The sequence below is a fragment of the Lysobacter ciconiae genome, assembly GCF_015209725.1.
GTDB classification, from domain to species: domain Bacteria; phylum Pseudomonadota; class Gammaproteobacteria; order Xanthomonadales; family Xanthomonadaceae; genus Novilysobacter; species Novilysobacter ciconiae.
Window position 1 is genome coordinate 1,884,866 of sequence record NZ_CP063656.1, and the last position, 23,142, is coordinate 1,908,007.

Below are 23,142 nucleotides of genomic sequence, written 5' to 3' on the forward strand. Positions count from 1 at the left end.
GAGCCCATTCAATGACCCGAAACCTGATCGCCCTCGCCTGCATCGCAACACTGGCGCTGGCCGCCTGTTCCCGGGAGCCCGCCGGACTGTCGACTGACACAGCCGCGAACGAAGCCCCCGCGGAGGCGACCCAGCCAGCCGCCGTGGATGTCATTCCCACCGGTGAAGGCCCCGCTTCCACCTTCGACCAGCGCGAGTTTGCCGGGTCGTTCGCCGGCACGCTGCCGTGCGCGGACTGCCCGGGCATGGACGTCACGCTGGTGCTCGAGCCCGACGGCACCTACCGCACCACCCACGTCTATCAGGAACGCCCCGACGGGACCTGGTCCATCGACGGCCACTGGTCGGTCGAGTCCAACGACTCCGTGATCCGCCTGGACCCCAACAGCAAGACCGAAGAGGACCAGCTGTACGGGATCGAGTCCAGGGAGCGCATCGTCATGCTCGACGCGGACGGCAAGAAACCGGACTCGGGGCTGGACCACGGCCTGACGCGCCAGGGCGCGCAATAAGCTTGCGCAGTCGACGATGAGTCGTTGGCGCCCGCCGGTCGCGGCCAGCACCGCGCTGATCACCCGCGCCGGCCACGAGACGCTCAAGGCCGAGCTGGACGAGCTGTGGCGGGTGAAGCGTCCCGAGGTGGTCCGTGCCTTGGCGGCCGCCGCTGCCGAGGGCGATCGATCCGAGAATGCCGAGTACACCTACCGCAAGAAGCAGCTCGGTGAGATCGACCGCCGCGTGCGCTACCTGAGCAAGCGCATCCCGGCGCTGCGGGTGGTGGACTCCACGCCGGCGGAAGAGGGCGCGGTGTTTTTCGGGGCAACGGTGGAAGTGGAGGACATCGCCACTGGCGAGATCCGCACCCACCGCATCGTCGGTCCCGATGAGACCGACGCCGGCCGCGGCTGGATCAGCATCGACTCACCGCTGGCCCGGGCGATGCTCAAGAAGCGCGTGGACGACGAGTTCGACGCGGAGCTGCCAGGCGGCAGCAACCGCTTTGCCATCGTCGATGTGTCCTACGAGGGCTGAGGCTTTCGACCTCAATCTTCGAACGACACCTCGCCGTAGAGGTCGTGCTCGTCGCTGCCCATGATCTGGACATCGGCGAAGTCGCCGGGCTTGAGGCCGGCAAAGTAGCCGTTCTGGATCTGCACGACGCCGTCGATCTCCGGGGCGTCGGCCATCGACCGGCCAATGGCCAGCTCGCCGTCGACCGCGTCGATGATGCAGCGCTGCACGCTGCCGACCTTGGCCTCGAGCTTCTGCGCGGAAATCTCCGCCTGGCGCTCCATGAAGCGCCCGAGCCGCTCCTGCTTGACCGCTTCGTCGACCGGATCGGGCAGCTCGTTGGCCTTGGCACCGGTCACCGGCGAGTAGGCGAATGCGCCGACGCGGTCGAGCTGCGCTTCGTCGAGGAAGTCGAGCAACTCCTCGAACTCGGCCTCGGTCTCACCGGGAAAGCCGACGATGAAGGTCGAGCGGATCGTAAGCTCCGGACAGACCTCGCGCCAGCTCTGGATCCGTGCCAGCGTCTTCTCGATCGCCCCGGGTCGCTTCATCAGCTTGAGGATGCGCGGGCTGGCGTGCTGGAAGGGAATGTCCAGGTACGGCAGGATCGTGCCCTGCGCCATCAGCGGAATGATCTCGTCCACGTGCGGATACGGATAAACGTAGTGCAGGCGGGTCCACAGGCCCAGTTCGCCCAGGCCCTCGCACAGCGCTTTCATGCGAGTCTGGTAGGTCTTGCCGCGCCACTCGTGCTCGGCGTAGCGCACATCCACGCCATAGGCGGACGTGTCCTGCGAGATGACCAGCAACTCCTTGACCCCGCCCATGGCGAGCTTCTCCGCCTCGCGCAGGACCTGGTCGATAGGCCGCGACACCAGGTTGCCGCGCATCGAGGGAATGATGCAGAAGCTGCAACGGTGGTTGCAGCCCTCGGAGATCTTCAAATACGCGTAGTGCTTCGGCGTCAGCTTGATGCCGACGCCCTCGATCTGCATGTCCGGCAACAGGCTGATGAACGGGTCGTGCCGGGGCGGCACGGCCAGATGCACCGCGCTGAGGACGCTGTCGTAGTCCTGGGGACCGCTGATCGAGAGCACGCCGGGGTGCGCCTCGCGGATGACTTCCGCGCGCTTGCCCAGGCAGCCGGTCACGATCACCTTGCCGTTCTCGGCCATCGCCTCGCCAATGGCGTCCAGCGACTCTGCCACCGCCGAATCGATGAAGCCGCAGGTATTGACCACCACCACGTCGGCATCGTCGTAGCGCGGCACAAGATCGTAGCCCTCCACCCGCAGCTGGGTGAGGATGCGCTCGGAGTCGACCAGCGCCTTGGGACAACCAAGGCTGACGAAACCGACTTTGGGATTTTTGGACAAAGTGTCTTGCACGGGCATGGCGTGACCAGTCAGCGGAAAAAGCGCAACGCTCCTGGCACGGGTGCCGGGAGCGATCGCGGTATTCGGGAGCCGCAATTATAGCCTTGGCGCTAGAATCAACTCGTTGGCCAAACTGCCGGACAGCTGAACGGAGCGCCGCATGAACCGCTGGACCGATCTGGAAACCCCGCACGGCTCCATCCGCGCCTGGCGCAGCGAGCCCACCGGGCCGTCGCGCGGCGCCGTCGTGGTGCTGCAGGAGATCTTCGGGGTCAACGCGCATATCCGCGATGTCACCGACCGTTTCGCCCAGGCCGGCTTTGTGGCGCTGGCACCCGCGCTGTTCGACCCGGTCGAGCGCGAGGTGGAGCTGGAATACGACGCTTCCGGCGTCGCCCGAGGACTCGCGCTCACGCGCGCGCTGGGCATCGACCGCGCGGTGGACATTGCGAACGCCGCCGCGACACTCCTTCAGGCCGAGGGGCTGCGAACCGGCGCGGTCGGCTTCTGCTGGGGCGGCAGCATCGCCCTGCTCGCCAACACCCGTCTCGGACTGCCGTCGGTGAGCTATTACGGCGGCCGCAACGTGCAGTTCCTGGACGAGCCGTTGCGCGCACCGATGATGTTCCACTTCGGCAGCAAGGACCGCAGCATCCCGGCAGCTGACGTCGAACTGCACCGGGAGAAATACCCGACCGCCACCGTGCACGTCTACCCCGCTGGGCACGGCTTCAACTGCGAACCGCGCGCCGATTACGATGCCGCCAGTGCGGCCCTGGCCTGGCAGCGCAGCATCGACTTCTTCGAGGAGAACCTGCGATGAGACCGCCGCGCGACCTCGGCTGGCGGCTGGATCCACGCCTCGCCGACGACACCCACCCGGTCACCAACCTTGAGCTCAGCGAGCTGCGCTTGATGGATGATGCCAACCACCCGTGGCTGATCCTGGTGCCGCGCATCGAGCACGCGGTGGAATGGATCGACCTCGACGCGGAGCAGCAAGCCGCGTTGACCCGCGAGATCGATCGCTGCAGCCGCGCCCTGCGCACCGCGTTCCAGCCGCACAAGCTCAACGTCGCCGCGCTGGGCAACCAGGTCGAGCAACTGCACATCCACGTGATCGCCCGCTACCGCGAGGACATCGCCTGGCCGCGGCCGGTCTGGGGCAGCGCGACCGCCCTGCGCTACAAGCCCGAGCTGCTGATCAAGCGGATCGAACTCCTGCAGGCCGCTCTAGCCGACTGAGCACGCCTGCTTTTCGGAGCCCGCGCCTGATCAGGTACGCGGCAGGGTAACGCCGCGCTGGCCCTGGTACTTCCCGCCACGATCGGCGTAGGAGGTCTCGCAGATGTCATCGGCCGCAGCCTGGAAGAAGAGCATCTGCGCCACCCCTTCGTTGGCATAGATCCGCGCCGGCAACGGAGTGGTGTTGGAAAATTCCAGGGTCACGTGGCCCTCCCACTCCGGCTCCAGCGGTGTCACGTTGACGATGATGCCGCAGCGCGCGTACGTGCTCTTGCCCAGGCAGATCACCAGCGTGTCGCGCGGAATGCGGAAGTATTCCACCGTGCGTGCCAGCGCGAAGGAATTGGGCGGGATGATGCACTGGTCCGCCTCCACGTCGACAAAGCTGCCGGGATCGAAATTCTTCGGATCCACGATCGTGGAATTGATGTTGGTGAAGATCTTGAACTCGCGCGAGCAGCGCACGTCATAGCCGTAGCTGGACGTGCCGTAGCTGACGATGCGCTCGCCATTGACGTGCTTCACCTGGCCCGGCTCGAACGGCTCGATCATGCCTCCGTCTTTTTCGGACATGCGGCGGATCCAGCGGTCGGACTTGATGCTCATGCGTTGGGTTCCCGGATGCGATCGGTTCCGGCCGGGCGGAATTCCCGGCGGAAAGCGCTCGATTGTAGACCGCGGCGGTGCGGGTGGCAGCCGCAGTGGTCCACGAGGCCCCTACGAGAGCAGCGACGCCGATATCGATGGAGTCACCCGCGGCCGCCCGGCCAACGCCACCGCGATCCGCCGGGCCGCGTCGCGGTAGGCCGCCGCGGCCGCCGAATCCGGCTGGGCGAGCACGATCGGGACGCCGGCATCGCCCTGTTCGCGGATCTCGCGCTGCAGCGGCAGGCTGCCCAGCAGGGGCACGTCGTACTGGCTGGCCATGCGCTGCCCGCCCCCTTCGCCGAAGATGTGCTCGGCGTGGCCGCAGTGGCTGCACACGTGCACCGCCATGTTTTCCACCAGCCCAAGTACCGGCACCTCGACCTTCTCGAACATCTTCAAGGCCTTCTTCGCATCCAGGGTGGCGATGTCCTGCGGCGTGGTGACGATGATCGCCCCAGCCACCGGGATCTTCTGCGCCAGGGTCAGCTGGATATCACCCGTGCCCGGCGGCAGGTCGACGATCAGGTAATCCAGGTCACCCCAGCGCGTGTCGTTCAGCAGCTGGGTCAGCGCCGAGGTGGCCATCGGACCGCGCCAGATCATCGGCGTGTCCTGCTCTACCAGGAAGCCGATCGACATCGTCTCCACGCCGTGGGCGCGCATGGGTTCGATCGACTTGCCGTCCGGGCTGTCCGGTTTGCCCGACAGGCCCAGCATCATCGGAATGCTGGGGCCGTAGATGTCCGCATCCAGCACCCCGACGCGCGCGCCTTCAGCGACCAGCGCCAGCGCAAGGTTCACCGCCGTGGTCGACTTGCCCACACCGCCCTTGCCCGAACCGACCGCGATCACGTTGCGCACCGTCGGCAGCGGGGAGAGTTTGGGCTGGACCGCATGGCTGGTGATGCGTTGGCCGAGCTCCAGACGCGCCAGTTGCGAGCCTTCGGCCTGGACCGCCGCACGGATCGCAGCCTCAAGCTCCGCGCGCATGCCTTCCACCGGTACGCCGACGTCCACTGACAGGGCGACGTTGGACCCGTCGCGTGCCACCCGGATCCGCGCCTGCGTCGCTGCCAGGGACGTATCAGTGCCGGGCAGCAGCACGCTGCCGATCAGGGCTTGCAATGAATCGGTCACGGCGTTCCTCGTGCGGACAATGCGGGGCCATCATTGTCGCAGCGGAGCCATGCAATGGGGGTGACCTGGATCAATGCGGCGGCCGGGATGGCTTTTATCGCTGGCAGCGCACCGGCAAGGGGCCTGACCGGCAGCCTTCTTGCCGGATTCAGCAATCGCCCCAATGTCCATGGATACGGTATAACGAACCAGCCCCAGCGCCTCGCGCCCTGGCACCTACACTGTCTTCCGGAGGGAAACATGCACAGGAAAATCTCCATCTTGCTGGTACTGGCGGTGGCACTGATGGCCGCGCCGCTGGCCGCGCTTGCCCAACAGTCCCCGGTCGGTACCTGGACCACGATCGACGACAAGACCAACCAGCCAAAGTCGGTCGTGGAGATCTACGAGACCCAGGACGGCAGCCTCGCCGGCAAGGTCCTGGAAGTGCTGCAGTCGAACAAGGGTCCGAACCCCGTGTGCAGCGACTGCGAGGGAGACCGCAAGGACCAGCCGATCAAGGGCATGGTCATCCTGTGGGACGTGGCGCGCACCGGCAACGAGTGGAAGGGCGGCAAGATCCTCGATCCGGCCACCGGCAAGGTCTACTCGGTGAAGATGAGCCTGGCCGACAACGGCCAGAAGCTGGAGGTCCGCGGCTTCATGGGCTTCTCGCTGCTGGGCAAGACCCAGACCTGGCAGCGCCGCTAAGCGCTCTTCGCGGATCGAAAGGTTCGCACGCGCCACCCCGACGGCCCGCATCAGCGGGCCGTCGCCGTTTATGGCGGGCCACGCCGCCCGGCTCATGGATGCGGGCGACGCATGCGATACTCACCGGCTCCGTCGCTACTGCCATATCCATGTCCCGCGAGCTTGTCGTCACCTGCGCCCTTCCCTATGCCAACGGCCCGCTGCACCTCGGTCATCTGGTGGGTTACATCCAGGGCGACGTGTTTTCCCGCGCCCAGCGCCTGGCCGGAAACACCGCCCATTTTGTCTGCGCCGACGACACGCACGGGACGCCGATCATGCTGGCGGCGGAGAAGGCCGGAACGACCCCCGAGGCCTATATCGCCGGGATCCAGGCCAGCCATGAGCGGGATTTCGCCGACTTTGGCGTGGCGTTTGATCATTACGACTCGACCCACTCGCCGCGCAACAAGGCGCTGACCGAGGCGATCTACGGCGCGCTCGATGCCAATGGGCACATCCAGCGCCGCTCCGTCGCCCAGCTGTACGACCCGGTGCGGGGGATGTTCCTGCCCGACCGCTTCGTCAAGGGCATCTGCCCCAACTGCGGTACGCCCGACCAGTACGGCGACAACTGCGAGAGCTGCGGCGCGACGTATTCGCCGACCGAGCTGAAGGAGCCGCGCTCGGTGGTCAGCGGCGCGGAGCCGGAGCTGCGCGAGTCGGAGCACTTCTTTTTCGAGGTCGGTGATTTCAGCGATTTCCTGCGCCAGTGGCTGAGCGGTGATGTCGCCATCCCGGGCGTCAAGGCCAAGCTGAAGGAATGGCTGGACGCCGAGGGCGGACTGCGCGCGTGGGACATTTCCCGCGATGCACCGTATTTCGGCTTCCAGATCCCCGGCCATCCCGGCAAGTACTTCTACGTCTGGCTGGACGCGCCGATCGGCTACCTGGCCAGCTTCCAGGCCCTGTGCGAGCGCGAAGGGCTGGATTTCGACAGCTACCTGGCACCCGACAGCGCCGCCGAGCTGCATCACTTCATCGGCAAGGACATCGTCAACTTCCACGGCCTGTTCTGGCCGGCAGTGCTGCATGGCGCAGGATTCCGCGCCCCGACCCGGCTGCACGTCAACGGCTATCTGACCGTCGATGGCGCGAAGATGTCCAAGTCGCGCGGCACCTTCGTGATGGCGCGGACCTACCTGGAAGCCGGGCTCGATCCGGAGGCGCTGCGTTATTACTTCGCTGCCAAGACCTCGGGCGGCGTGGACGACGTGGACCTCAACCTGGGCGACTTCACCGCGCGGGTGAACGCCGACATCGTCGGCAAGTTCGTCAACCTGGCCAGCCGCTGCGCCGGCTTCATCAGCAAGCGTTTTGACGGCTTGCTCGCCGATGCCCTGCCGGATCCGGCGATGTACGAGCGCTTCGTCGCGCAGCTCGCACCCATTGCCGCGGCGTACCAGCGCAACGAGGCGGCCACGGCGCTGCGCCTTACGATGGCCCTGGCCGACGAGGCCAACCGCTACATCGATGACCACAAGCCGTGGGTGATCGCCAAACAGGAAGGCTCCGACGCCCAACTTCAGGCCGTTTGCAGCCAGGGCCTGAACCTGTTCCGCGTGCTCAACACCGCGCTCAAGCCGGTGCTGCCGCGGGTCACCGGCCAGGCTGAGACTTTCCTCAACGCGCCCGTCAACCACTGGGACGATCTGGCGACGCCGCTCACCGCGCACCGGATCCAGCCCTATACCCCTCTGTTCACCCGAATCGACCCGAAACTCATCGACGCCATGACCGAAGCCAGCAAGGAATCCCTGCAGCCCACCGCGGCTCCCGCCACGTCCAAGCCCGCGGCGGCCGCGGGTGTCGGCGCCCCGCCGTCGCCGGCCGAGTCCAACCCCGCCGAATCGTCGACCCCGACCATCGGCATCGACGATTTCGCAAAACTCGATCTGCGGGTCGGCAAGGTACTGGAGTGCGGGTTTGTCGAGGGCTCCGACAAGTTGCTGCGGTTCCTGCTGGATGCCGGGGAACTGGGCCAGCGGCAGATCTTCTCCGGCATCCGCGCCAGCTACGCCGACCCGGAGGCGCTGGTCGGCCGCAACGTGGTATTCATTGCCAACCTGGCGCCGCGCAAGATGCGCTTCGGCATGAGCGAGGGGATGATCCTGTCGGCCGGCTTCGATGCCGGCGCCCTCGCCCTGCTGGGTACCGACAGCGGCGCGAGTGCGGGGATGCCGGTACGGTGATGCGATGCAGCCCGCGGACGACGCCGAAAGCCTGACCGGGCGCCTCGACCGCCTGCTGCCGCAGACGCAGTGCGGCCAGTGCGGCTACGACGGCTGCCTTCCGTACGCGGAGGCGATGGCGCGCGGAGAGGCTGACGTCGACCGCTGCCCGCCCGGTGGCGACGCCGGCGCGCTGGCGCTGGCGCTGGCACTGGGGACGCGCGCGGTGCCCTTTGACCGCAGTCGCGGCGCCTACAACCCCGGCCTGGTCGCGCTGGTGATCGAGGAGGACTGCATCGGCTGCACCAAGTGCATCCAGGCCTGCCCCGTCGACGCGATCATCGGCGGTGCCAAACACATGCACACGGTGCTGGCGTCACTGTGCACCGGGTGCGAGTTGTGCGTTCCGGCGTGCCCGGTGGACTGCATCGACATGATCGGCGGCGACCCGCCGCTGGCGCTCAGCGTCCGATCGGAAGGCTGACCGGTCCCGCGGCATCCTCAAGCACGGGACGCTCTGGAAACGCCTGATCCCCAGGTCCGCAGGCGCTGCAGATGCGCTCCACCGTGTAGCCGGCGTGCTCCAGCAAGGCCACAAGACCGTCGTCGCCGAGCAGATGCATCGCTCCCACCACGACCAACACGTTGTCCCGGCCGCGCCCGTCGAGCATCTCCCTCAGCAGCGGAAGCCACGCCCGGTTGCGGTCGACGTTCACCATCTGGTAGGTGCGCGGTGTCCTCACCATCATCTCGCTGAGCGCGATCGCCTCCAGCCCCGGCACGTCGCCGGCGCGCCACGCCTGGTGCAGATCGGCCAGTTCGCCCGGCATCTCCTGCGGGCGGTCGAGGAAGTCCTCCAGCCCGATGATCTGTTCGCCAATCGGCGAGTCAGCCAGCGCGCGCAACTGGTCGTCGATCGTCTCCAGGCCCGCGGTCGGTTTGCCCGCCTCCAGGGCGCGCTGCATCAGGTGCTGATCCACACCCAGTTCGGGGCTGAAGCCCAGCGAGTGCGACAGCCCAAGCATCAGGGACAGGTTCACAAACCACGGGCTGTAGCGGTTGACCTGGTCCAGGGAGCCGCCCTGACGCGCCAGCAGACGATGCAGTTTCTCCCGCAACCGCGGCGAGATGAGGTCCGACAGCGTGCGGCCTTCGGGCAGTTTGGCCGCCTGCCTGAAGCGCACGCTGGCCTCCGGGCTGCCGAGCTCTTCCGGGGACACCTCGAATACGACCCGGGCGGCGTCATCGAAAGCGGCATCCACATCGGCCGACAGCGGGTAATCGTCTTCCTTCAGCAGATGGATCGAGCCAAGCAGGTACACCGCATTGTTCCGGTCCGAGACCTTCCACAGCAGCGGCACCGGCGGCACGTGGGGCGGGCTCTCGGCCTGTGCGAGCGCAGCTAGCGTAGTGTCGGCGTGGTCACTGGTCGTCCAGCGGTCGGGCGAGACCACCGCCAGTGCGGTGCCGCACAGCAGCACGAGGCTTGCAATCAGGACTCTTGTCTTGCGCATGGTCTTGTCTTGCATCAGGTGGCGGGTTATCGGGACGAGGTCGGCGGCACGTAGAGTTTTTCGCCCGCGGTGACGGCCAGGTCGAGCCGGTTCTGCGGTGGCGGCAACGGACAGGTCGCAAAGTCGGAGAAGGCGCACGGCGGGCTGTAGGCGCGGTTGAAGTCCAACAGGACTCCATCGTCGGCATCGGGCATCGGCGCGTCGAGGAAGCGGCCCGCGCCGTAGCTGCCGTGGCCATTGGTAGCGTCGGCGAACACCAGGAACAGCCCACCGCTGCCGTCATCGATCGCGTCCAGCCGGTACCTCTCGCCGTCGCGCTCGAACTCCACCAACCCCGGGTTCGGCATCGCGTCGAACGAGCCCAGGATGTTGGCGATCTCGATCGTCTGCCCGGGCGGATGCGGAATGAATCGCCCCTGGATCACCCAGTTACGGTCGGCAGACCAGTACTCCAGCGTGCCAAAACCCGTCCGGGTGGGGGCATCCGCGTGGCGAACGCGCAGGGCGTGGCGCTTGTCGCGCAGGATCACCGTCGCCTGTCCGCGGCCGCCGTCAAAGCCGAGCACGCTCGGGCCGGCGGGGTCGTCGTCACTGCGCAGGACGACGGGTCCCCTTACCGGCGCACCGTCCACGCTCTGGTCGCCGCCGGTCTCGGGCACAAAGCGGACCTTGCTGTCGCGAAGGTCCAGCATGCCCAGGTGCGCCGGGCCCATCGACAGCTGGATGCCGTTACCGGGATTGCTGCCCACGTAGTGCGCCCCCGGCGTGATCCAGTGCAGCCCCACCAGGCTCGTCCAGCCGTCCGGCGCCACGAGCGCGGCGCGGCGCTGCTCGCGCCAGGATTGCTGGTCGGCAGCAAAATCGATTTCCTGCGCGGCCACATCGGACTCCTGTTTGGCGTTGAAAAGCCGGTTGCCATCGCAGGCAGCCACGGCGAAAAGAAAACCTGCGGCCAGCGCGAGCGCGGCGACCGAAGAGCGACGACCCGGTGCGCAGTTCATCTCAACGGCCTCGCAGGAACCAGCGGTCGATTTCGGACAGACTGAAATGCGCCCAGGTCGGCCGGCCGTGGTTGCACTGGCCGGAGCGTTCGGTGACTTCCATCTCGCGCAGCAACGCATTCATTTCCGGCACCGTGAGCCGCCGGTTCGCGCGCACTGCGCCATGGCAGGCCATCGTGGAAAGCAGTTCGTCGCGCGCTGCCGACACCCGGATGCCCCCCAGCGGCGACGCACCGCCATGCTCGCGCAGATCGACCAGGACGTCGCGCAGCAGCGCCTCCACGTCGCCGTGCGCCAGCAGCGCGGGTACCGAGCGCATCGTCACCGACTGCGGGCCGGAACGGGTGACCTCGAAGCCCAGGGTCGCGAGCACCTCCGCTTCGCGCTCGGCGACTTCCGCCTCGCGTTCGGACACCGCCAGCGTCGCCGGGACCAGCAGCGGCTGGGTCCGCAAGCCCTCGCCGTCGTGCGCCCGCTTGAGCTTCTCGTAGCCGATGCGCTCGTGGGCGGCGTGCATGTCGACCACGATCAGGCCGGCGCTGCTTTCGGCAAGGATGTAGATGCCGTGCAACTGGGCGATGGCGTAGCCCAGTGGCGGCAGCGTGGCTTCGCTGCTCGCCGGCAGCGGCGCGTGTGCAGTAGCGGGCCCGTCAGGTGAAGCGCCATCGGATCGTTCTGCCGAAGCCGGGGCACCATAGAGTTGCGCCAGCCCCGCGCGCTGGTCGGCGACCTGCAGCCCCAGCGGCGACTGCGGGCGGTGCCAGGGGTACGGGTTGCCCGGTTGCGATGGCCCATCGATGGTGTCCGGTCCGCCCGCGTGCTCGGCCGGCTGCCCAGCGTGCAGCGCGGCCGGCTGGCCGGCACGCGTGCGAGCCAGCACCGACTGCAGCGTCCGATAGACGAAGTCGTGGATGAGCCGCGAGTCGCGGAACCGCACCTCGTGCTTGGCCGGATGCACGTTGACATCCACCCGCCGCGGATCCAGCTCGAGAAAGAGCACGTAGGCCGGCTGCCGACCGTGGAACAGCACGTCCGAATACGCCTGCTTGACCGCATGGGCGACGCTGCGATCGCGGATCGCACGGCCGTTGCAGTACAGGTACTGCTGATCGGTCGAAGCGCGGTTGTAGGAGGGCTCGGCAATCCAGCCGTGCAGGCGCAAACCCGCGCCGCTGTGGTCGACGGGGATGGCGTTGTTGGCGAACTCCTCGCCGAGGGTCTCGTGCAGACGCAGATCCGACAGGCCGGCCTGGTCGAGGATGTCCGCGTCGCCCTTCCAGCGCCGCGACGGCTTGCCGTTGTGCGACACCCGCACCTCGACGTCCGGACGGGCCAGCGCCAGTTGCCGCAGCCACTCCTCGATGTGCGACAGCTCGGTGCGCTCGGCGCGCAGGAACTTGCGCCGCGCGGGCACGTTGAAGAACAGATCGCGAACCTCGACCGTGGTCCCGACCGGATGCGCCTTCGGCGCGACGCTTCCGACCTGGCCACCGCCGACTTCCAGCGAGGAGCCGTGTTCGGCATCGGCCGGCCGTGAGGTCATCACGAAGCGGCTGACCGAGGCGATCGACGGCAGTGCCTCACCGCGGAAACCCAGGGTCAGCACGCCCTCGAGATCGTCCAGGGAAGAGATCTTGCTCGTGGCATGGCGGGACACCGCCAGCGGCAGCTCTTCGGGACCAATGCCGGAGCCGTCGTCGCGCACCCGGATCAGCCGCGCCCCGCCCTCCTCCAGATCGATGTCGACCCGTCGGGCGCCCGAATCGAGCGCATTCTCGACCAGTTCCTTGACCACCGACGCCGGTCGCTCGACGACCTCGCCGGCGGCGATCTGGTTGATCAGGGTATCCGGGAGCGGGCGGATCGACACGGAGCGGCGGGTCCTGCAAGGCTGACCGGCCATCATAGCGAACGCGGGATGTACGACCGAGTCAGGCGATCGCCGACACCCGGCGCAACATCACTCGTTCAGGGACTGCCGCCGGCGGTGACCGATGCGGAGGCGGTTTCCAGTGCCGCGGCGCGGGCAGCAAACATCGTGCCCGGAGGCGGTTGGCGGGTGAAGAAGGTGTTGACCCCGTCCAGCACAGCGCCGGCGACCTTGCGCTGGAACGCGGGATCCCTGAGCCGGATCTCTTCGGTCGCGTTGGAAATGAAGGCGGTCTCGACCAGCATCGCCGGCATGTCCGAGGTCCGCAGCACCGCGAAGTTGGCGCGCTCGATGCTTGGCTTGTGGACATTGCCCACGCGCTTGAGCCCGTCAAGGATCTGCCCGGCGGCATCTTCGGAGGCCTTCATGTGCCCGCTCTGGGTCAGGTCGAGCAGCACGGAGGCCAACGTCGTGTTGGCGGACATGCGCGCGCCACCGATCAGGTCAGCGGAGTTTTCCTTGTCCGCCAGCCAGCGGGCGCGCTGCGAGGACGCGCCGCGCAGCGACAACACGTAGACCGAGGAGCCGTCCGCGCTGCGGTTCTCGGCCGCGTCGGCATGGATGGAGATGAACATGTCGGCCTTGGCGGCCCGCGCCAGCGCGGCGCGCTTGTTCAATGGGATGAAGACATCGTGCTCGCGGGTCATGTAGGCCTTGAGCCCGGGAGTCGCATTGATCTGGCGCGCCAGCTCCTTGCTGATCGCCAGCACCACGTCCTTCTCGCGCGTGCCGCCCTTGCCGATCGCGCCGGGATCCTGGCCGCCATGGCCGGGGTCGATCGCGATCACCAGCGGGCGCATGCCCTGACCCTGCATGACCTGCTGGATGGTCTTGACTGGCGCAGTCGCAGCAGGCGGCGCCGACGCGGGCGGCGGTGTCGCACGCACGGGTGCGGGAGCCACCGCAACCATGCTTGGCATGGCGTCCTGTGCTGAAGGGCGGCTGGCGAGTTCCTTGGCCGAGGCGGCGGCATTGGCCGCGGCAATCTGGGAGATGAGCCGGCTGGTGGCTTCCGCCGAGGCCGCGGTGTCCACCGGGGTCGGGGTGCGGATCTGTGTCGGGGCGGTAACCGGCGCCATCATCTGCGCCGCGGCAGCGGTCGAGTCTGCGCTCGGTAATTGTGCCGGAGTGACCGACGTCGCGACCGCGGCTGCGGGCACGGACGCCGGAGCACCGTCGCCCGGCCACTCGACCACCAGCACCGGTCCCTTGCCGCTTTGTTCGATGCGTGGCTTGAGCGCGGTGATGGTTTGCGAGAGGTCAAACACGATCCGCGCCGTTCCCGGCACCGGCTTGCCGGTGCGTACCGACTTCACCACGCCGGCACCGGCCGGAACCGACAGGGTGGGCGACACGGAAGACGCCGGCATGTCGATCACCAGACGGTCCGGACCCGCCAGGCTGATGACCTTGAACTCGCCCGGCGCGTCCAGCGCAATCTCGGCGCGGGTGCCGGTGGCGCCCGCATTGAGCTGCAAGCCCTTGATTTCACTGGAGTGCGCCACCGCGCCCACGCAGGCGACGATCAACGTGGAGCCGAGCAGCAGGCGGCACAGACTGGGGGATTGGACTCGCATGCCGGGTAGTCAACCATCGCAACCCACGTATTGCAAGCGCTTTTTCCCTTATTAATCCGATACCTGCCGCATCTTCCTCCCAAAAGGTTCAGGAGACGTCGGCGATAGCGTCGTCCCCGGCAAGCCGCCGCAGCCACACCCTCCCGGCATCGCTGCGCGCCGACAATTGGGCGCGACGGCCATCCCCTTCGATCTCTAGCTGGACCTGGATATCCGCCGGTGGCAGACCCCCACGACCGCGATCCGCCCACTCCACCAGCCACAGGGTCACATCCGCGCTGTCCAGGCCGAGGTATTCCAGCTCGGCCGGATCGCCGATCCGGTACAGATCCAGATGCCACGCCTCTCCGCCGCCGGCCAGCGGGTAACGCTCGACCAGCGTATAGGTCGGGCTGCGGATGGCGCCGCGCACGCCCAGTTCGCGCAGCAGCGCACGGGCCAGCGTCGATTTGCCCGCACCCAGGTCACCCTCCAGGTGAACCACGGCGTGCTGCGGCCGGGTCCGCGCAAGCGCCTGCCCCAACCGGTCCGTGCGGCTGCTGTCGGCGAGCGTGAACACCTTCATCAACGGGCTCCCCGGTTGGCATGGCATCGCAGCCAGCACATGAGGTCGCTCGGCAGCAGCCCGCGCTCGCCGCCATCTGCAGCCGCCGAGTCCGCGGCGACCGAGTGCAGCAGGGCGCCACATACCGCGGCGTCCCGCAGCGGGAGTCCCTGCGCCAGCAAGGCACCGATGACCCCGCTCAGCACGTCGCCCATGCCGCCGACGGCCATGCCCGGATTGCCGGCGTCGATGAGGCTGAGGTTGCCGCAGGGTTCGGAGACGATCGTGCCGGCCCCCTTGAACACGACCACCGCCTGGTATCGGGAGGCGATTGCGCGCGCCGCGGCGAAGCGGTCGCGCTGCACCTCAGTGATCCCGGTCTGCAACAGCCGCGCCGCCTCGCCCGGATGCGGCGTGAGTACGGCATTGGCAGGTGCCGCGACGACACCGGCGGCGATCAAGTTCAAGGCGTCCGCATCCAGCACCACCGGCAGGCCGGATGCGCAGATCGCGCGCAGCCGTTCCCTGCCCCACGCGCCCTGACCCAGGCCCGGCCCGATCACGATGGCGGAGGCATCGCTGATCAGCGAGTCCAGCCCTGACGACGCCGTGCCACCGCTGTCGCCGTTGCTGTTGCTGTTGTCCTCGCCGTCGCTGTCGCCGTGCACCATCGCCTCCGGCAGCCGGGTCAGCAGCGGCGCGACGTGGGCCTCCCGGGTGACGACATCGACGAGTCCGGAGCCCGCGCGCAGCGCCGCCTCGGCCGCGAGCATGATGGCGCCGCCGTGCCCGTGGTCGCCGCCGATGCATAGCAGTCGTCCGTTGCTACCCTTGTGGCTGTCACGCCGACGCGGGCGGAGCCAGTGCGCCAGGTCCGGCGCCCTCAGCCAGGCCACGTCCGCCTGTGCCGAGCGCAGGTCCGTTGGCTCCAGGCCCAGATCGGCTACGTGCAGCCCACCGGTGAAATCCCGCGCCCCGCCGGTGCGCAAACCGGCCTTGGCCGCAATGAACTCCAGGGTGAGGTCGGCCATCACCGCCACTGATCCCACCGATCCTGTGTCTGCGACCACGCCGCTGGGCACATCAAGCGCCAGGACCGGGGCGGAAAGCGCGTTGATCCGCTCGACCAGCGCCGCGACCGGACCCTGCAATTCGCGCGTCAGCCCGATGCCGAACAGCGCATCCACCAGCAAGTCGGCAGCCGGCAGGGCTCCGTCCCCAGCGACCAGCTCACCGCCCGCATCGACGTATTCCTGTCTGGCCCGGCGGCACTCGTCGGTTCGCGGTTCGTGGTCGGGGAGGCAGCAAACCTGCACCCGGCGACCCGAAGCCCGCGCCAGGGTCGCCAGCACGTAACCGTCGCCACCGTTGTTGCCCGGACCGCAAATCACCAGCAGCGACTGCGCGTGCGGCCAGTGCTGCATGACCGCCTGCCACGCGGCGCGACCGGCACGGCGCATCAGTTCGAACGGATCACCGAACCGGAGGGCAGCGCGCTGCTCGATTTCCCGCAAGGCAGCGCTGGTATGGAGGACGGCAGGCGACATGCGGCGATTCTATACTTGCAGTGCCGTGACCCATCCCCCCCGCCCCTCCCCCGATGCCATCAGCGTGACGCTGTTGCCCGATAGCGCTGACGCCGACCCGGCCGTGCTCGCGCTGCGTATCCGTGAACTGGCGGCGGAGTTCGGCTTCCAGCGCTGCGGCATCAGCGGCATCGAGTTGGGCGAGGACGAGGGGCATCTCCGCGACTGGCTGGAAAAGGGCCTGTACGGATCAATGGAATGGATGGCCCGCCACGGCGAGAAGCGCTCGCGCCCGGCCGAGCTGGTGCCGGGGACCTTGCGCGTGGTCTCGGTGGGCCTGGATTACGGGCGCCGCGATGACGCCGAGGCGTGGCAGACCCTGGGCGATGGGGAGCGCGCCTACGTCGCCCGCTACGCCCTGGGGCGCGATTACCACAAGCTGATGCGGCAACGACTGCAGCGGCTGGCCGACCGCGTCGCCGAACTGGTCGGGCCGTTCGGCCACCGCGTCTTCGTCGATTCCGCCCCCGTGCTGGAGCGCGCGCTGGCCCGCAATGCCGGGCTGGGCTGGATCGGCAAGCACACCTGCCTGATCGACCGCGACGGCGGCTCGTGGTTCTTCCTCGGCGAGATCTACCTGGACCTGCCGCTGCCCGTCGACGAGCCGGCCACCTCCCACTGCGGGACCTGCTCGCGCTGCATGGATGTCTGTCCCACGCAGGCGATCACCGCGCCTCACCGGCTTGACGCGCGGCGGTGCATCTCCTACCTCACCATCGAGAACGACGGGCCGATCCCGCTGGAGTTCCGCGAGCCGATCGGCAACCGGATCTTCGGCTGCGATGACTGCCAGCTGGTGTGCCCGTGGAACAAGTTCGCCAAGCGCAGCGACGAGCCGGACTTCCGCGCCCGCAACAACCTGGACGAGGCCAGTCTGGCGGACCTGTTTGCGTGGACGGAGGCGGAGTTCCTGGAGCGCACCGAGGGCTCGGCGATCCGACGCAGCGGATACCGCCGCTGGCTGCGCAATATCGCGGTCGCCTTGGGCAACGCACCGACAACTGCGGAAGTCCTGTCGGCCCTGGAGTCACGCCAGGACATCGATGACGACCTTGTGCGCGAACACGTGACGTGGGCATTGCAGCGCCATCGCGAGCGCGGCAATTGAGGTGAGCGAGCGGCGACTGAGGTGCGCGAGCGTGATAGCTGCAGACGTTCCGGGCGAATGTCCCCCGGCCTCCGCCTGCGGCGGAGGCCTCCTCCTTTATTTCGCCCGGAACGCCTGCAGCTACCTCTAACGGGTGGCCGCGGTGGGCGGACAAGCACAGCGGGGTTTGCGCTCACGTGGCCGGGCTTGCGCTCACGTGCTTCAGCGACGGGAGCGAATGCCGTTGGAGCGAAATAAAGGAGGAGGCACCGGCTTCATCGGTGCCGGGGGACATTCGCACCAACGGCATTCGCTCCCGGTGCCAGCGGCGTTCGCTCCCGGTGCTGCATCAGCCCGGCGCATATCGCAACCAGGCCAGCAGGATCACGCCGCTTGCGCGGGGATCGAGTCGTTGGTGTGCGTCATCGCGTTGTCGGCATCGACGTACACCAGGGTCGGCTTGAACTGCGCCGCCTGGGCTTCGTCGAACTGCGCGTACGCGCAGATGATTACCAGGTCGCCGGGTTTGGCGCAGTGCGCCGCGGCGCCGTTGACCGAGATGATCCCGCTGCCTTCCTCGGCCCGGATCGCGTAGGTCACGAAGCGGTGGCCACTGTCGATGTTGTAGATGTGGATCTGTTCGTATTCGCGGATGCCGGAAATATCCAGCAGCCGGCCGTCAATCGCACACGAGCCTTCGTAATGCAGTTCGGCGTGGGTGACGGTGGCGCGGTGGATCTTGGCCTTGAGCAGGTTCAATTGCATGGTTCAAAAACTCCGACCGGACGGCAGCGGCGTGTGGAATTGCAAGTTTATCAGGGGATGGCGCACTGCAGCATGAGCGGCGATAAAACGGTGTGTCTAGCGTTCGAACTCGAGGTTGTCGATCAGCCGAGTGCTTCCCAGCCGCGCCGCGGCCAGCGCAACCAGCGGACCGGCAGCATCGGAATCAGCCGCGCTCAGGTCCCGGTGCCGGGTGGCGACGTAGTCCACCGCAAAGCCCGCCGCGGTGAGTTGCGCTGCCGCATCGTGCTCAACCGTGCGCAATGGCGTACCGGCGCCTGCCGCATCCCGCGCGGCCTGCAAAGCGCGATGGATCGCGGTCGCCGTCTGGCGGTCCGTCGGCGACAGGTACTGGTTGCGTGAGCTCATCGCCAGGCCGTCGGCTTCGCGGACGATCGGCGCGGCCACCAGTTCGACGGGGAATGCCAGGTCGCGGACCATGTAACGGATCACCGCCAGTTGCTGGTAATCCTTGCGCCCGAATACCGCGACGTCCGCCTGCACCTGGTTGAAAAGCCGGGCCACGACCGTGGTGACGCCGTCGAAGTGGCCGGGGCGGTGCGCCCCTTCCAAAACACCCGTCACGCCGGGCGCGCGGATCTCCACCACGCCCCCCATGCCGTACGGATACATCGTCTCCACCGAGGGCAGCCACATCGCGTCGGCGCCCGCTTCCTCCAGCGCGGACAGGTCGGCGTCGACCGTGCGCGGGTAGCGCTCGTAGTCCTCGCCCGGTCCGAACTGGGTTGGATTGACGAACACGCTGGCGACCACGCGGTCGGCGCGTTCGCGGGCGAGCCGGACCAGGGACTGGTGGCCGGCATGCAGGTTGCCCATCGTCGGCACGAAGCCCACGCGCAGGCCCGCCTGCTTCCACCCACGGACACGCTCACGCAATGACGCAAGCTCGGTGATGGTCTGGATCATCGGATTCTCGACCGCAAACAGGACGGCATGGATGGTTTAGGCGTAGGAGTGTTCCGGGCCGGGGAAGGAGCCTTCCCGCACCGCGGCCGCAAAGGCCTGCATGGCGCCCACCACCGAGCCACCCTCGGCAAGGAAGTCCTTGACGAACTTGGGTCGGCGCTGCCCGCCGGCCAGGCCGAGCATGTCATGCAGCACCAGCACCTGGCCATCGCACTGCGGACCGGCGCCGATGCCGATCGTCGGAATGTCCAGGGCGGCACTGATGCTGCTGGCGACCGCACTGGGCACGCACTCCAGCACGAGCAACTCCGCGCCTGCGTCCGCGACGGCGCGGGCGTCGTCCAGCAGCTTGGCGGCGGCCGCCTCGTCGCGGCCCTGCACGCGGTAGCCGCCCAGGCGCAGGACCGACTGCGGGGTCAGACCCAGATGCGCGCAGACCGGAATCTCGCGCGCGACCAGATAGCGGATGACCTCGAGCTTCGGCCCGGCGCCCTCGATCTTGACCATCCCCGCGCCAGCCTGCAGGAAGCGGGTCGCCGCATCCAGGGCGCGGGTCGGCGAGGCATCCGACTGAAACGGCATGTCGGCCACCAGCAGCGCGGTCTGCAGGCCACGGGCGACGCAGGCGGTGTGGTAGGCGATGTCGTCCACCGTGACCGGCAATGTGCTGCCGTGACCCTGCACCACCATGCCCAGAGAGTCGCCGATCAGCACCAGGTCGATCCCGGCCGCCTCGACCGCATGGGCGAATCCCGCGTCGTAGCAGGTCAACATGGCCAACTTCCGGCCGTCCGCCTTGGCCGCGCGCAGCATCGGCACGGTCCAGGGCTTGCGCTCGACGGGAGATGACGGAGAGGTATACATGGCTCAGTGCTCGCTATCAGCCGCGTGGGGGTACGGCGGTGGTACACGGTAACGCTTCGATGTCTGGGCCGACCAACCCGGCCATCGCATCGGCCGCCGGCCCAATGCCGGGGATGGTGGCGTCGGGTGCGATTTCCAACAGGGGCAGCAAGGCGAAGGCACGCTCGTGCAGGTGCGGGTGCGGCACCCTCAGGCCGGGCTCGTCGATGATGCGATCGCCGTACAGCAGCAGGTCCAGATCCAGCGTTCGCGGACCCCAGCGGTCGCTGCCATCGTCCCGGCGCACCCGGCCTGCGTCGCGCTCGACCTCCAACAAGGCGTCAAGCAGTGCCTGCGGAGCCAGATCGGTGCGCAGCATGGCGACGGCGTTGAGGAAGTCCGGCTGATCGGTCACGCCCCAGGCGGGTGTGCGGTACAGCGCGGAGGTCGCCAGCACGCTGGTGTCCTTCAGGCCACCCAGGGCCGCGAAGGCCGAGCGCAGGATCGCCGCGCTGTCGCCCAGGTTGCTGCCCAGGCCGACGAACACAACGCTGGCGGTCATTCGCCGGCGGCTGCGGTGGATCTGCGGCTGCGCCGGCGCGGTCGCGCCGGTGCATCGTCCTCGGCGTCCTCATCATCGCGCGGTCGTGGACTCGGTTGACCCGGACCCATGCCGACGCGCTCCTGCTGCTCGCGCCAGAACGCGACGTCCTCGGCGTGCTCATCGGACGCGGCAAGGCGCAGGCTGAGGAAGTCGAACGCGGCGCGGAACCGGGGATGGCCCAGCATCCGCGACACGCGTTTGCCCTGGCGCAGCGAGAAGCGCGACTGCAGCAGCCAGATTTCCTGCATCGGAATGGAGAACCGGCGCGGCAGGGCGACGGTGGACAACTGGCGCACCGTGACCCGGTCGGCGGCCCGGCGCTGCGCGTCGATCGGCTGCACGCCCTGCGCCTGCAGTGCGATCAACGCGCGGCAATACGCCGGCCACAACAGCAGTGCGAACAGGAATGCCGGCGACACCGGCTCCTCGTTGGCCACGCGCTCATCGGTCCCGCGCAAGCCATCGATCACCACGCTGCGCAACGCGCCGCTGCGGTTCGCCTTCAAAGCCGCCGCGGTATCCGGGAACAGTGCCGGTAGCAGGCCGCGCGCCTCGAGCCCTTCAAAACTCCTTACCGCGTGACCTGAGAGGAACAGCTTCAGGCACTCCTCGAACAGGCGTGCCGACGCTGCTTCCGAGAGCAACGATGCCAGCCGCGGGATCGGCTCGGCCGTTGCCGGTTCGATCTCGAAGCCGAGCTTGGCCGCCAGCCGGACCGCGCGCAGCATGCGCACCGGATCCTCGCGGTAGCGCGTCTCCGGGTCGCCGATCAGCCGCATCAGCCGCTTTTGCACGTCCTCGAAGCCGCCGGTGTAGTCGCGCACCGAGAAGTCTTCGATCGTGTAGTACAGCGCGTTGGCGGTGAAGTCGCGCCGGACCGCATCGTCCTCGATGGTGCCGTAGACGTTGTCACGCAACAGCCTGCCGCCCTCGTGCTGCTCGCGGTCGCCGCTGCCGTCGTCGGTGTTGGCGCGGAACGTCGCCACCTCGATGATCTCGCGGCCGAACACCACATGGGCCAGGCGGAACCGGCGGCCGATCAGGCGGCAGTTGCGGAACAACTGCTTGACCTCCTCGGGCGTCGCGCTGGTGGCCACGTCGAAATCCTTGGGCTGGCGACCGGCCAGGAGGTCGCGCACCGCGCCGCCTACCAGATAGGCGGAGAAGCCGCCGTCGCGCAACCGGTACAGCACCCGCAGCGCATTGGGACTGATGTCCTTGCGGGAGACGTTGTGCTGGTCGCGCGGGATGATCCGCAGTTCGGGCTTGGAAGATGGGTTTTGTTCAGGCATCAGGCGGGCGTCGCCGCTTTGGGAATTTCGCAGGATACCAGTTGCCGGGAGCTTCGGCCGTCCCTATACTGTGCGGCCACGCAACGGTGAGAGTCCGGCGTGGATCTGCTCCCTTCGTCTAGAGGCCTAGGACGTGGCCCTCTCACGGCTAAAACACGAGTTCGAATCTCGTAGGGAGCACCATCTACCGAAAGCCCGCGCATCGCTGCGCGGGCTTTCTTTTTCGTGCGCTGACATCCGGGAATACGAGTCATGACCTTCGTCGTCACCGAGAGCTGCATCAAGTGCAAATACACCGATTGCGTCGAGGTGTGTCCGGTCGACTGCTTCCATGAAGGCCCCAACTTCCTGGTGATCAATCCCGAGGAGTGCATCGACTGCACACTGTGCGAGCCCGAATGCCCGGTCAACGCGATCTACCCCGAGGACGACGTGCCGCGCGGGCAGGAACTGTATGTCGCGCTCAATGCCGAGCTGGCGGCGCTGTGGCCGGTCATCGCCACGCGCAAGGACCCGCCGCCGGACGCGGCCGAGTGGGACGACATGACCGGCAAACTGCCGCTGCTGGAGCGCTGAGGCGCGTCGGCGGGTGCTGCGGCGCTTGAATATACGCTCGCGTATGGCAGGCTGGCCGTCCCTCTTAGAACTGCCCCGCCATGAAAGCCGGCCTGCTTCGCCACATCCTCAATCTCTGGCCCCCGTTCCTGTTCAGCGGCGTCCATGTCACCCGTCTGGACGCGGACTACCGCCACGCACAGGTGGAGCTGCGCATGCGCCCCTGGAACCGCAACTACGTGCGCACCCATTTCGGCGGCAGCCTGTTCGCGATGACCGACCCGTTCTGGATGCTGCTGGTGATGCAGTCACTGGGTGGCGATTTCATCGTCTGGGACAAGGCGGGCGAGATCGAATTCGTCAAACCCGGCCGCGGCACCGTGCATGCGCGTTTTGATCTGGCGGACACGGTCCTGGACGAATTGCGCCACGCCACCGCCGGCGGCGACAAGGTCCTGCGCTGGTTCGACACCGAGGTGACCGATGCGTCCGGTGATGTGGTTGCGCGGGTCCGCAAACAGTTGTACGTCAGGCGCAAGCGTGACCGCGATCGCAGCAACGCGGCAGACACGCGCGGATAAC

24 protein-coding genes and 1 tRNA gene are annotated in these 23,142 nt (G+C 67.8%); 11 read left to right on the top strand and 14 right to left on the bottom strand.

The window, feature by feature from the left end; genetic code table 11:
* The first annotated feature begins 11 nt into the window (after positions 1–11).
* Positions 12–512 (top strand): copper resistance protein NlpE, encoded by a 501-nt coding sequence (locus tag INQ41_RS08575; RefSeq protein WP_193983644.1) that lies wholly within the window; start codon positions 12–14, stop codon positions 510–512.
* Between the two features lie 16 nt (positions 513–528).
* Positions 529–1,032 (top strand): transcription elongation factor GreB, encoded by a 504-nt coding sequence (greB, locus tag INQ41_RS08580; protein ID WP_193983646.1) that lies wholly within the window; start codon positions 529–531, stop codon positions 1,030–1,032.
* 11 nt (positions 1,033–1,043) lie between these two features.
* On the opposite strand, the gene rimO is transcribed toward greB, so the two are convergent.
* Entirely contained in the window at positions 1,044–2,387 is a 1,344-nt protein-coding gene (gene rimO, locus INQ41_RS08585; RefSeq protein ID WP_193983648.1) for a 30S ribosomal protein S12 methylthiotransferase RimO, read from the bottom strand.
* Positions 2,388–2,547: 160 nt separating this feature from the next.
* Between rimO and INQ41_RS08590 the strand changes: the two genes are divergently transcribed.
* On the top strand, positions 2,548–3,210 hold the full coding sequence (locus tag INQ41_RS08590; RefSeq protein WP_193983650.1) for a dienelactone hydrolase family protein: 663 nt from the start codon (positions 2,548–2,550) through the stop codon (positions 3,208–3,210).
* Entirely contained in the window at positions 3,207–3,632 is a 426-nt protein-coding gene (locus tag INQ41_RS08595) for an HIT family protein (RefSeq protein WP_193983652.1), read from the top strand. Before INQ41_RS08590 ends, INQ41_RS08595 begins: the two co-directional genes overlap by 4 nt.
* Positions 3,633–3,662: 30 nt before the next feature.
* Here the strand turns inward: INQ41_RS08595 and dcd are convergent, their stop codons facing one another.
* The gene (dcd, locus tag INQ41_RS08600) at positions 3,663–4,238 is read right to left on the bottom strand and encodes a dCTP deaminase (protein WP_193983654.1); all 576 of its coding nucleotides are present in this window, start codon (positions 4,236–4,238) and stop codon (positions 3,663–3,665) included.
* Between the two features lie 111 nt (positions 4,239–4,349).
* Entirely contained in the window at positions 4,350–5,417 is a 1,068-nt protein-coding gene (gene apbC / locus INQ41_RS08605; protein WP_407074228.1) for an iron-sulfur cluster carrier protein ApbC, read from the bottom strand.
* 240 nt (positions 5,418–5,657) lie between these two features.
* Between apbC and INQ41_RS08610 the strand changes: the two genes are divergently transcribed.
* The 3 genes from INQ41_RS08610 (at position 5,658) to rnfB (ending at position 8,801) form a co-directional block, all read left to right on the top strand.
* Positions 5,658–6,107, top strand: coding sequence for a DUF2147 domain-containing protein (locus INQ41_RS08610; RefSeq protein ID WP_193983655.1), 450 nt, complete (start codon positions 5,658–5,660; stop codon positions 6,105–6,107).
* A 149-nt stretch (positions 6,108–6,256) separates the two neighbouring features.
* Positions 6,257–8,338, top strand: coding sequence for a methionine--tRNA ligase (gene metG / locus INQ41_RS08615; RefSeq protein WP_193983665.1), 2,082 nt, complete (start codon positions 6,257–6,259; stop codon positions 8,336–8,338).
* A 4-nt stretch (positions 8,339–8,342) separates the two neighbouring features.
* Positions 8,343–8,801 carry an Rnf electron transport complex subunit RnfB gene (gene rnfB, locus INQ41_RS08620; protein ID WP_228076555.1) on the top strand — a complete coding sequence of 153 codons (459 nt, stop codon included), beginning with the start codon at positions 8,343–8,345 and terminating at the stop codon, positions 8,799–8,801.
* Here rnfB and INQ41_RS08625 read toward each other — a convergent pair.
* From INQ41_RS08625 to INQ41_RS08650, 6 genes are all read right to left on the bottom strand, one after another.
* Positions 8,779–9,831 carry a TraB/GumN family protein gene (locus INQ41_RS08625; RefSeq protein ID WP_193983669.1) on the bottom strand — a complete coding sequence of 351 codons (1,053 nt, stop codon included), beginning with the start codon at positions 9,829–9,831 and terminating at the stop codon, positions 8,779–8,781. The two genes, rnfB and INQ41_RS08625, sit on opposite strands and share 23 nt — an antisense overlap.
* A 26-nt stretch (positions 9,832–9,857) precedes the next feature.
* Complete coding sequence (locus INQ41_RS08630; protein ID WP_193983671.1) at positions 9,858–10,832, bottom strand: DUF1684 domain-containing protein; 975 nt, start codon at positions 10,830–10,832, stop codon at positions 9,858–9,860.
* A 1-nt stretch (position 10,833) separates the two neighbouring features.
* The gene (gene mutL, locus INQ41_RS08635) at positions 10,834–12,702 is read right to left on the bottom strand and encodes a DNA mismatch repair endonuclease MutL (RefSeq protein ID WP_193983673.1); all 1,869 of its coding nucleotides are present in this window, start codon (positions 12,700–12,702) and stop codon (positions 10,834–10,836) included.
* 98 nt (positions 12,703–12,800) lie between these two features.
* Positions 12,801–14,339 (bottom strand): N-acetylmuramoyl-L-alanine amidase, encoded by a 1,539-nt coding sequence (locus INQ41_RS08640; protein ID WP_193983675.1) that lies wholly within the window; start codon positions 14,337–14,339, stop codon positions 12,801–12,803.
* 88 nt (positions 14,340–14,427) lie between these two features.
* Positions 14,428–14,904 carry a tRNA (adenosine(37)-N6)-threonylcarbamoyltransferase complex ATPase subunit type 1 TsaE gene (gene tsaE / locus INQ41_RS08645; RefSeq protein WP_193983683.1) on the bottom strand — a complete coding sequence of 159 codons (477 nt, stop codon included), beginning with the start codon at positions 14,902–14,904 and terminating at the stop codon, positions 14,428–14,430.
* Complete coding sequence (locus INQ41_RS08650) at positions 14,904–16,430, bottom strand: NAD(P)H-hydrate dehydratase (RefSeq protein WP_193983685.1); 1,527 nt, start codon at positions 16,428–16,430, stop codon at positions 14,904–14,906. Before INQ41_RS08650 ends, tsaE begins: the two co-directional genes overlap by 1 nt.
* 70 nt (positions 16,431–16,500) lie before the next feature.
* Between INQ41_RS08650 and queG the strand changes: the two genes are divergently transcribed.
* Entirely contained in the window at positions 16,501–17,577 is a 1,077-nt protein-coding gene (gene queG / locus INQ41_RS08655; RefSeq protein WP_228076797.1) for a tRNA epoxyqueuosine(34) reductase QueG, read from the top strand.
* 363 nt (positions 17,578–17,940) lie between these two features.
* Here queG and panD read toward each other — a convergent pair whose 3' ends face one another.
* The 5 genes from panD to pcnB form a co-directional block, all read right to left on the bottom strand.
* The gene (panD, locus tag INQ41_RS08660) at positions 17,941–18,321 is read right to left on the bottom strand and encodes an aspartate 1-decarboxylase (protein WP_193983689.1); all 381 of its coding nucleotides are present in this window, start codon (positions 18,319–18,321) and stop codon (positions 17,941–17,943) included.
* A gap of 96 nt (positions 18,322–18,417) precedes the next feature.
* Entirely contained in the window at positions 18,418–19,266 is an 849-nt protein-coding gene (gene panC, locus INQ41_RS08665) for a pantoate--beta-alanine ligase (RefSeq protein WP_193983691.1), read from the bottom strand.
* A gap of 36 nt (positions 19,267–19,302) precedes the next feature.
* The gene (gene panB, locus INQ41_RS08670; protein WP_193983693.1) at positions 19,303–20,130 is read right to left on the bottom strand and encodes a 3-methyl-2-oxobutanoate hydroxymethyltransferase; all 828 of its coding nucleotides are present in this window, start codon (positions 20,128–20,130) and stop codon (positions 19,303–19,305) included.
* Between the two features lie 16 nt (positions 20,131–20,146).
* Complete coding sequence (gene folK / locus INQ41_RS08675; protein WP_193983695.1) at positions 20,147–20,671, bottom strand: 2-amino-4-hydroxy-6-hydroxymethyldihydropteridine diphosphokinase; 525 nt, start codon at positions 20,669–20,671, stop codon at positions 20,147–20,149.
* Positions 20,668–22,005 carry a polynucleotide adenylyltransferase PcnB gene (pcnB, locus tag INQ41_RS08680; RefSeq protein WP_193983697.1) on the bottom strand — a complete coding sequence of 446 codons (1,338 nt, stop codon included), beginning with the start codon at positions 22,003–22,005 and terminating at the stop codon, positions 20,668–20,670. Before pcnB ends, folK begins: the two co-directional genes overlap by 4 nt.
* A gap of 107 nt (positions 22,006–22,112) precedes the next feature.
* Between pcnB and INQ41_RS08685 the strand changes: the two genes are divergently transcribed.
* The 3 genes from INQ41_RS08685 (at position 22,113) to INQ41_RS08695 (ending at position 23,141) form a co-directional block, all read left to right on the top strand.
* Positions 22,113–22,188: transfer RNA gene (locus INQ41_RS08685), tRNA-Glu, on the top strand.
* A gap of 69 nt (positions 22,189–22,257) precedes the next feature.
* The gene (gene fdxA / locus INQ41_RS08690; protein WP_193983699.1) at positions 22,258–22,581 is read left to right on the top strand and encodes a ferredoxin FdxA; all 324 of its coding nucleotides are present in this window, start codon (positions 22,258–22,260) and stop codon (positions 22,579–22,581) included.
* A gap of 80 nt (positions 22,582–22,661) precedes the next feature.
* The gene (locus INQ41_RS08695) at positions 22,662–23,141 is read left to right on the top strand and encodes a DUF4442 domain-containing protein (protein WP_193983701.1); all 480 of its coding nucleotides are present in this window, start codon (positions 22,662–22,664) and stop codon (positions 23,139–23,141) included.
* Position 23,142 lies beyond the last annotated feature (1 nt).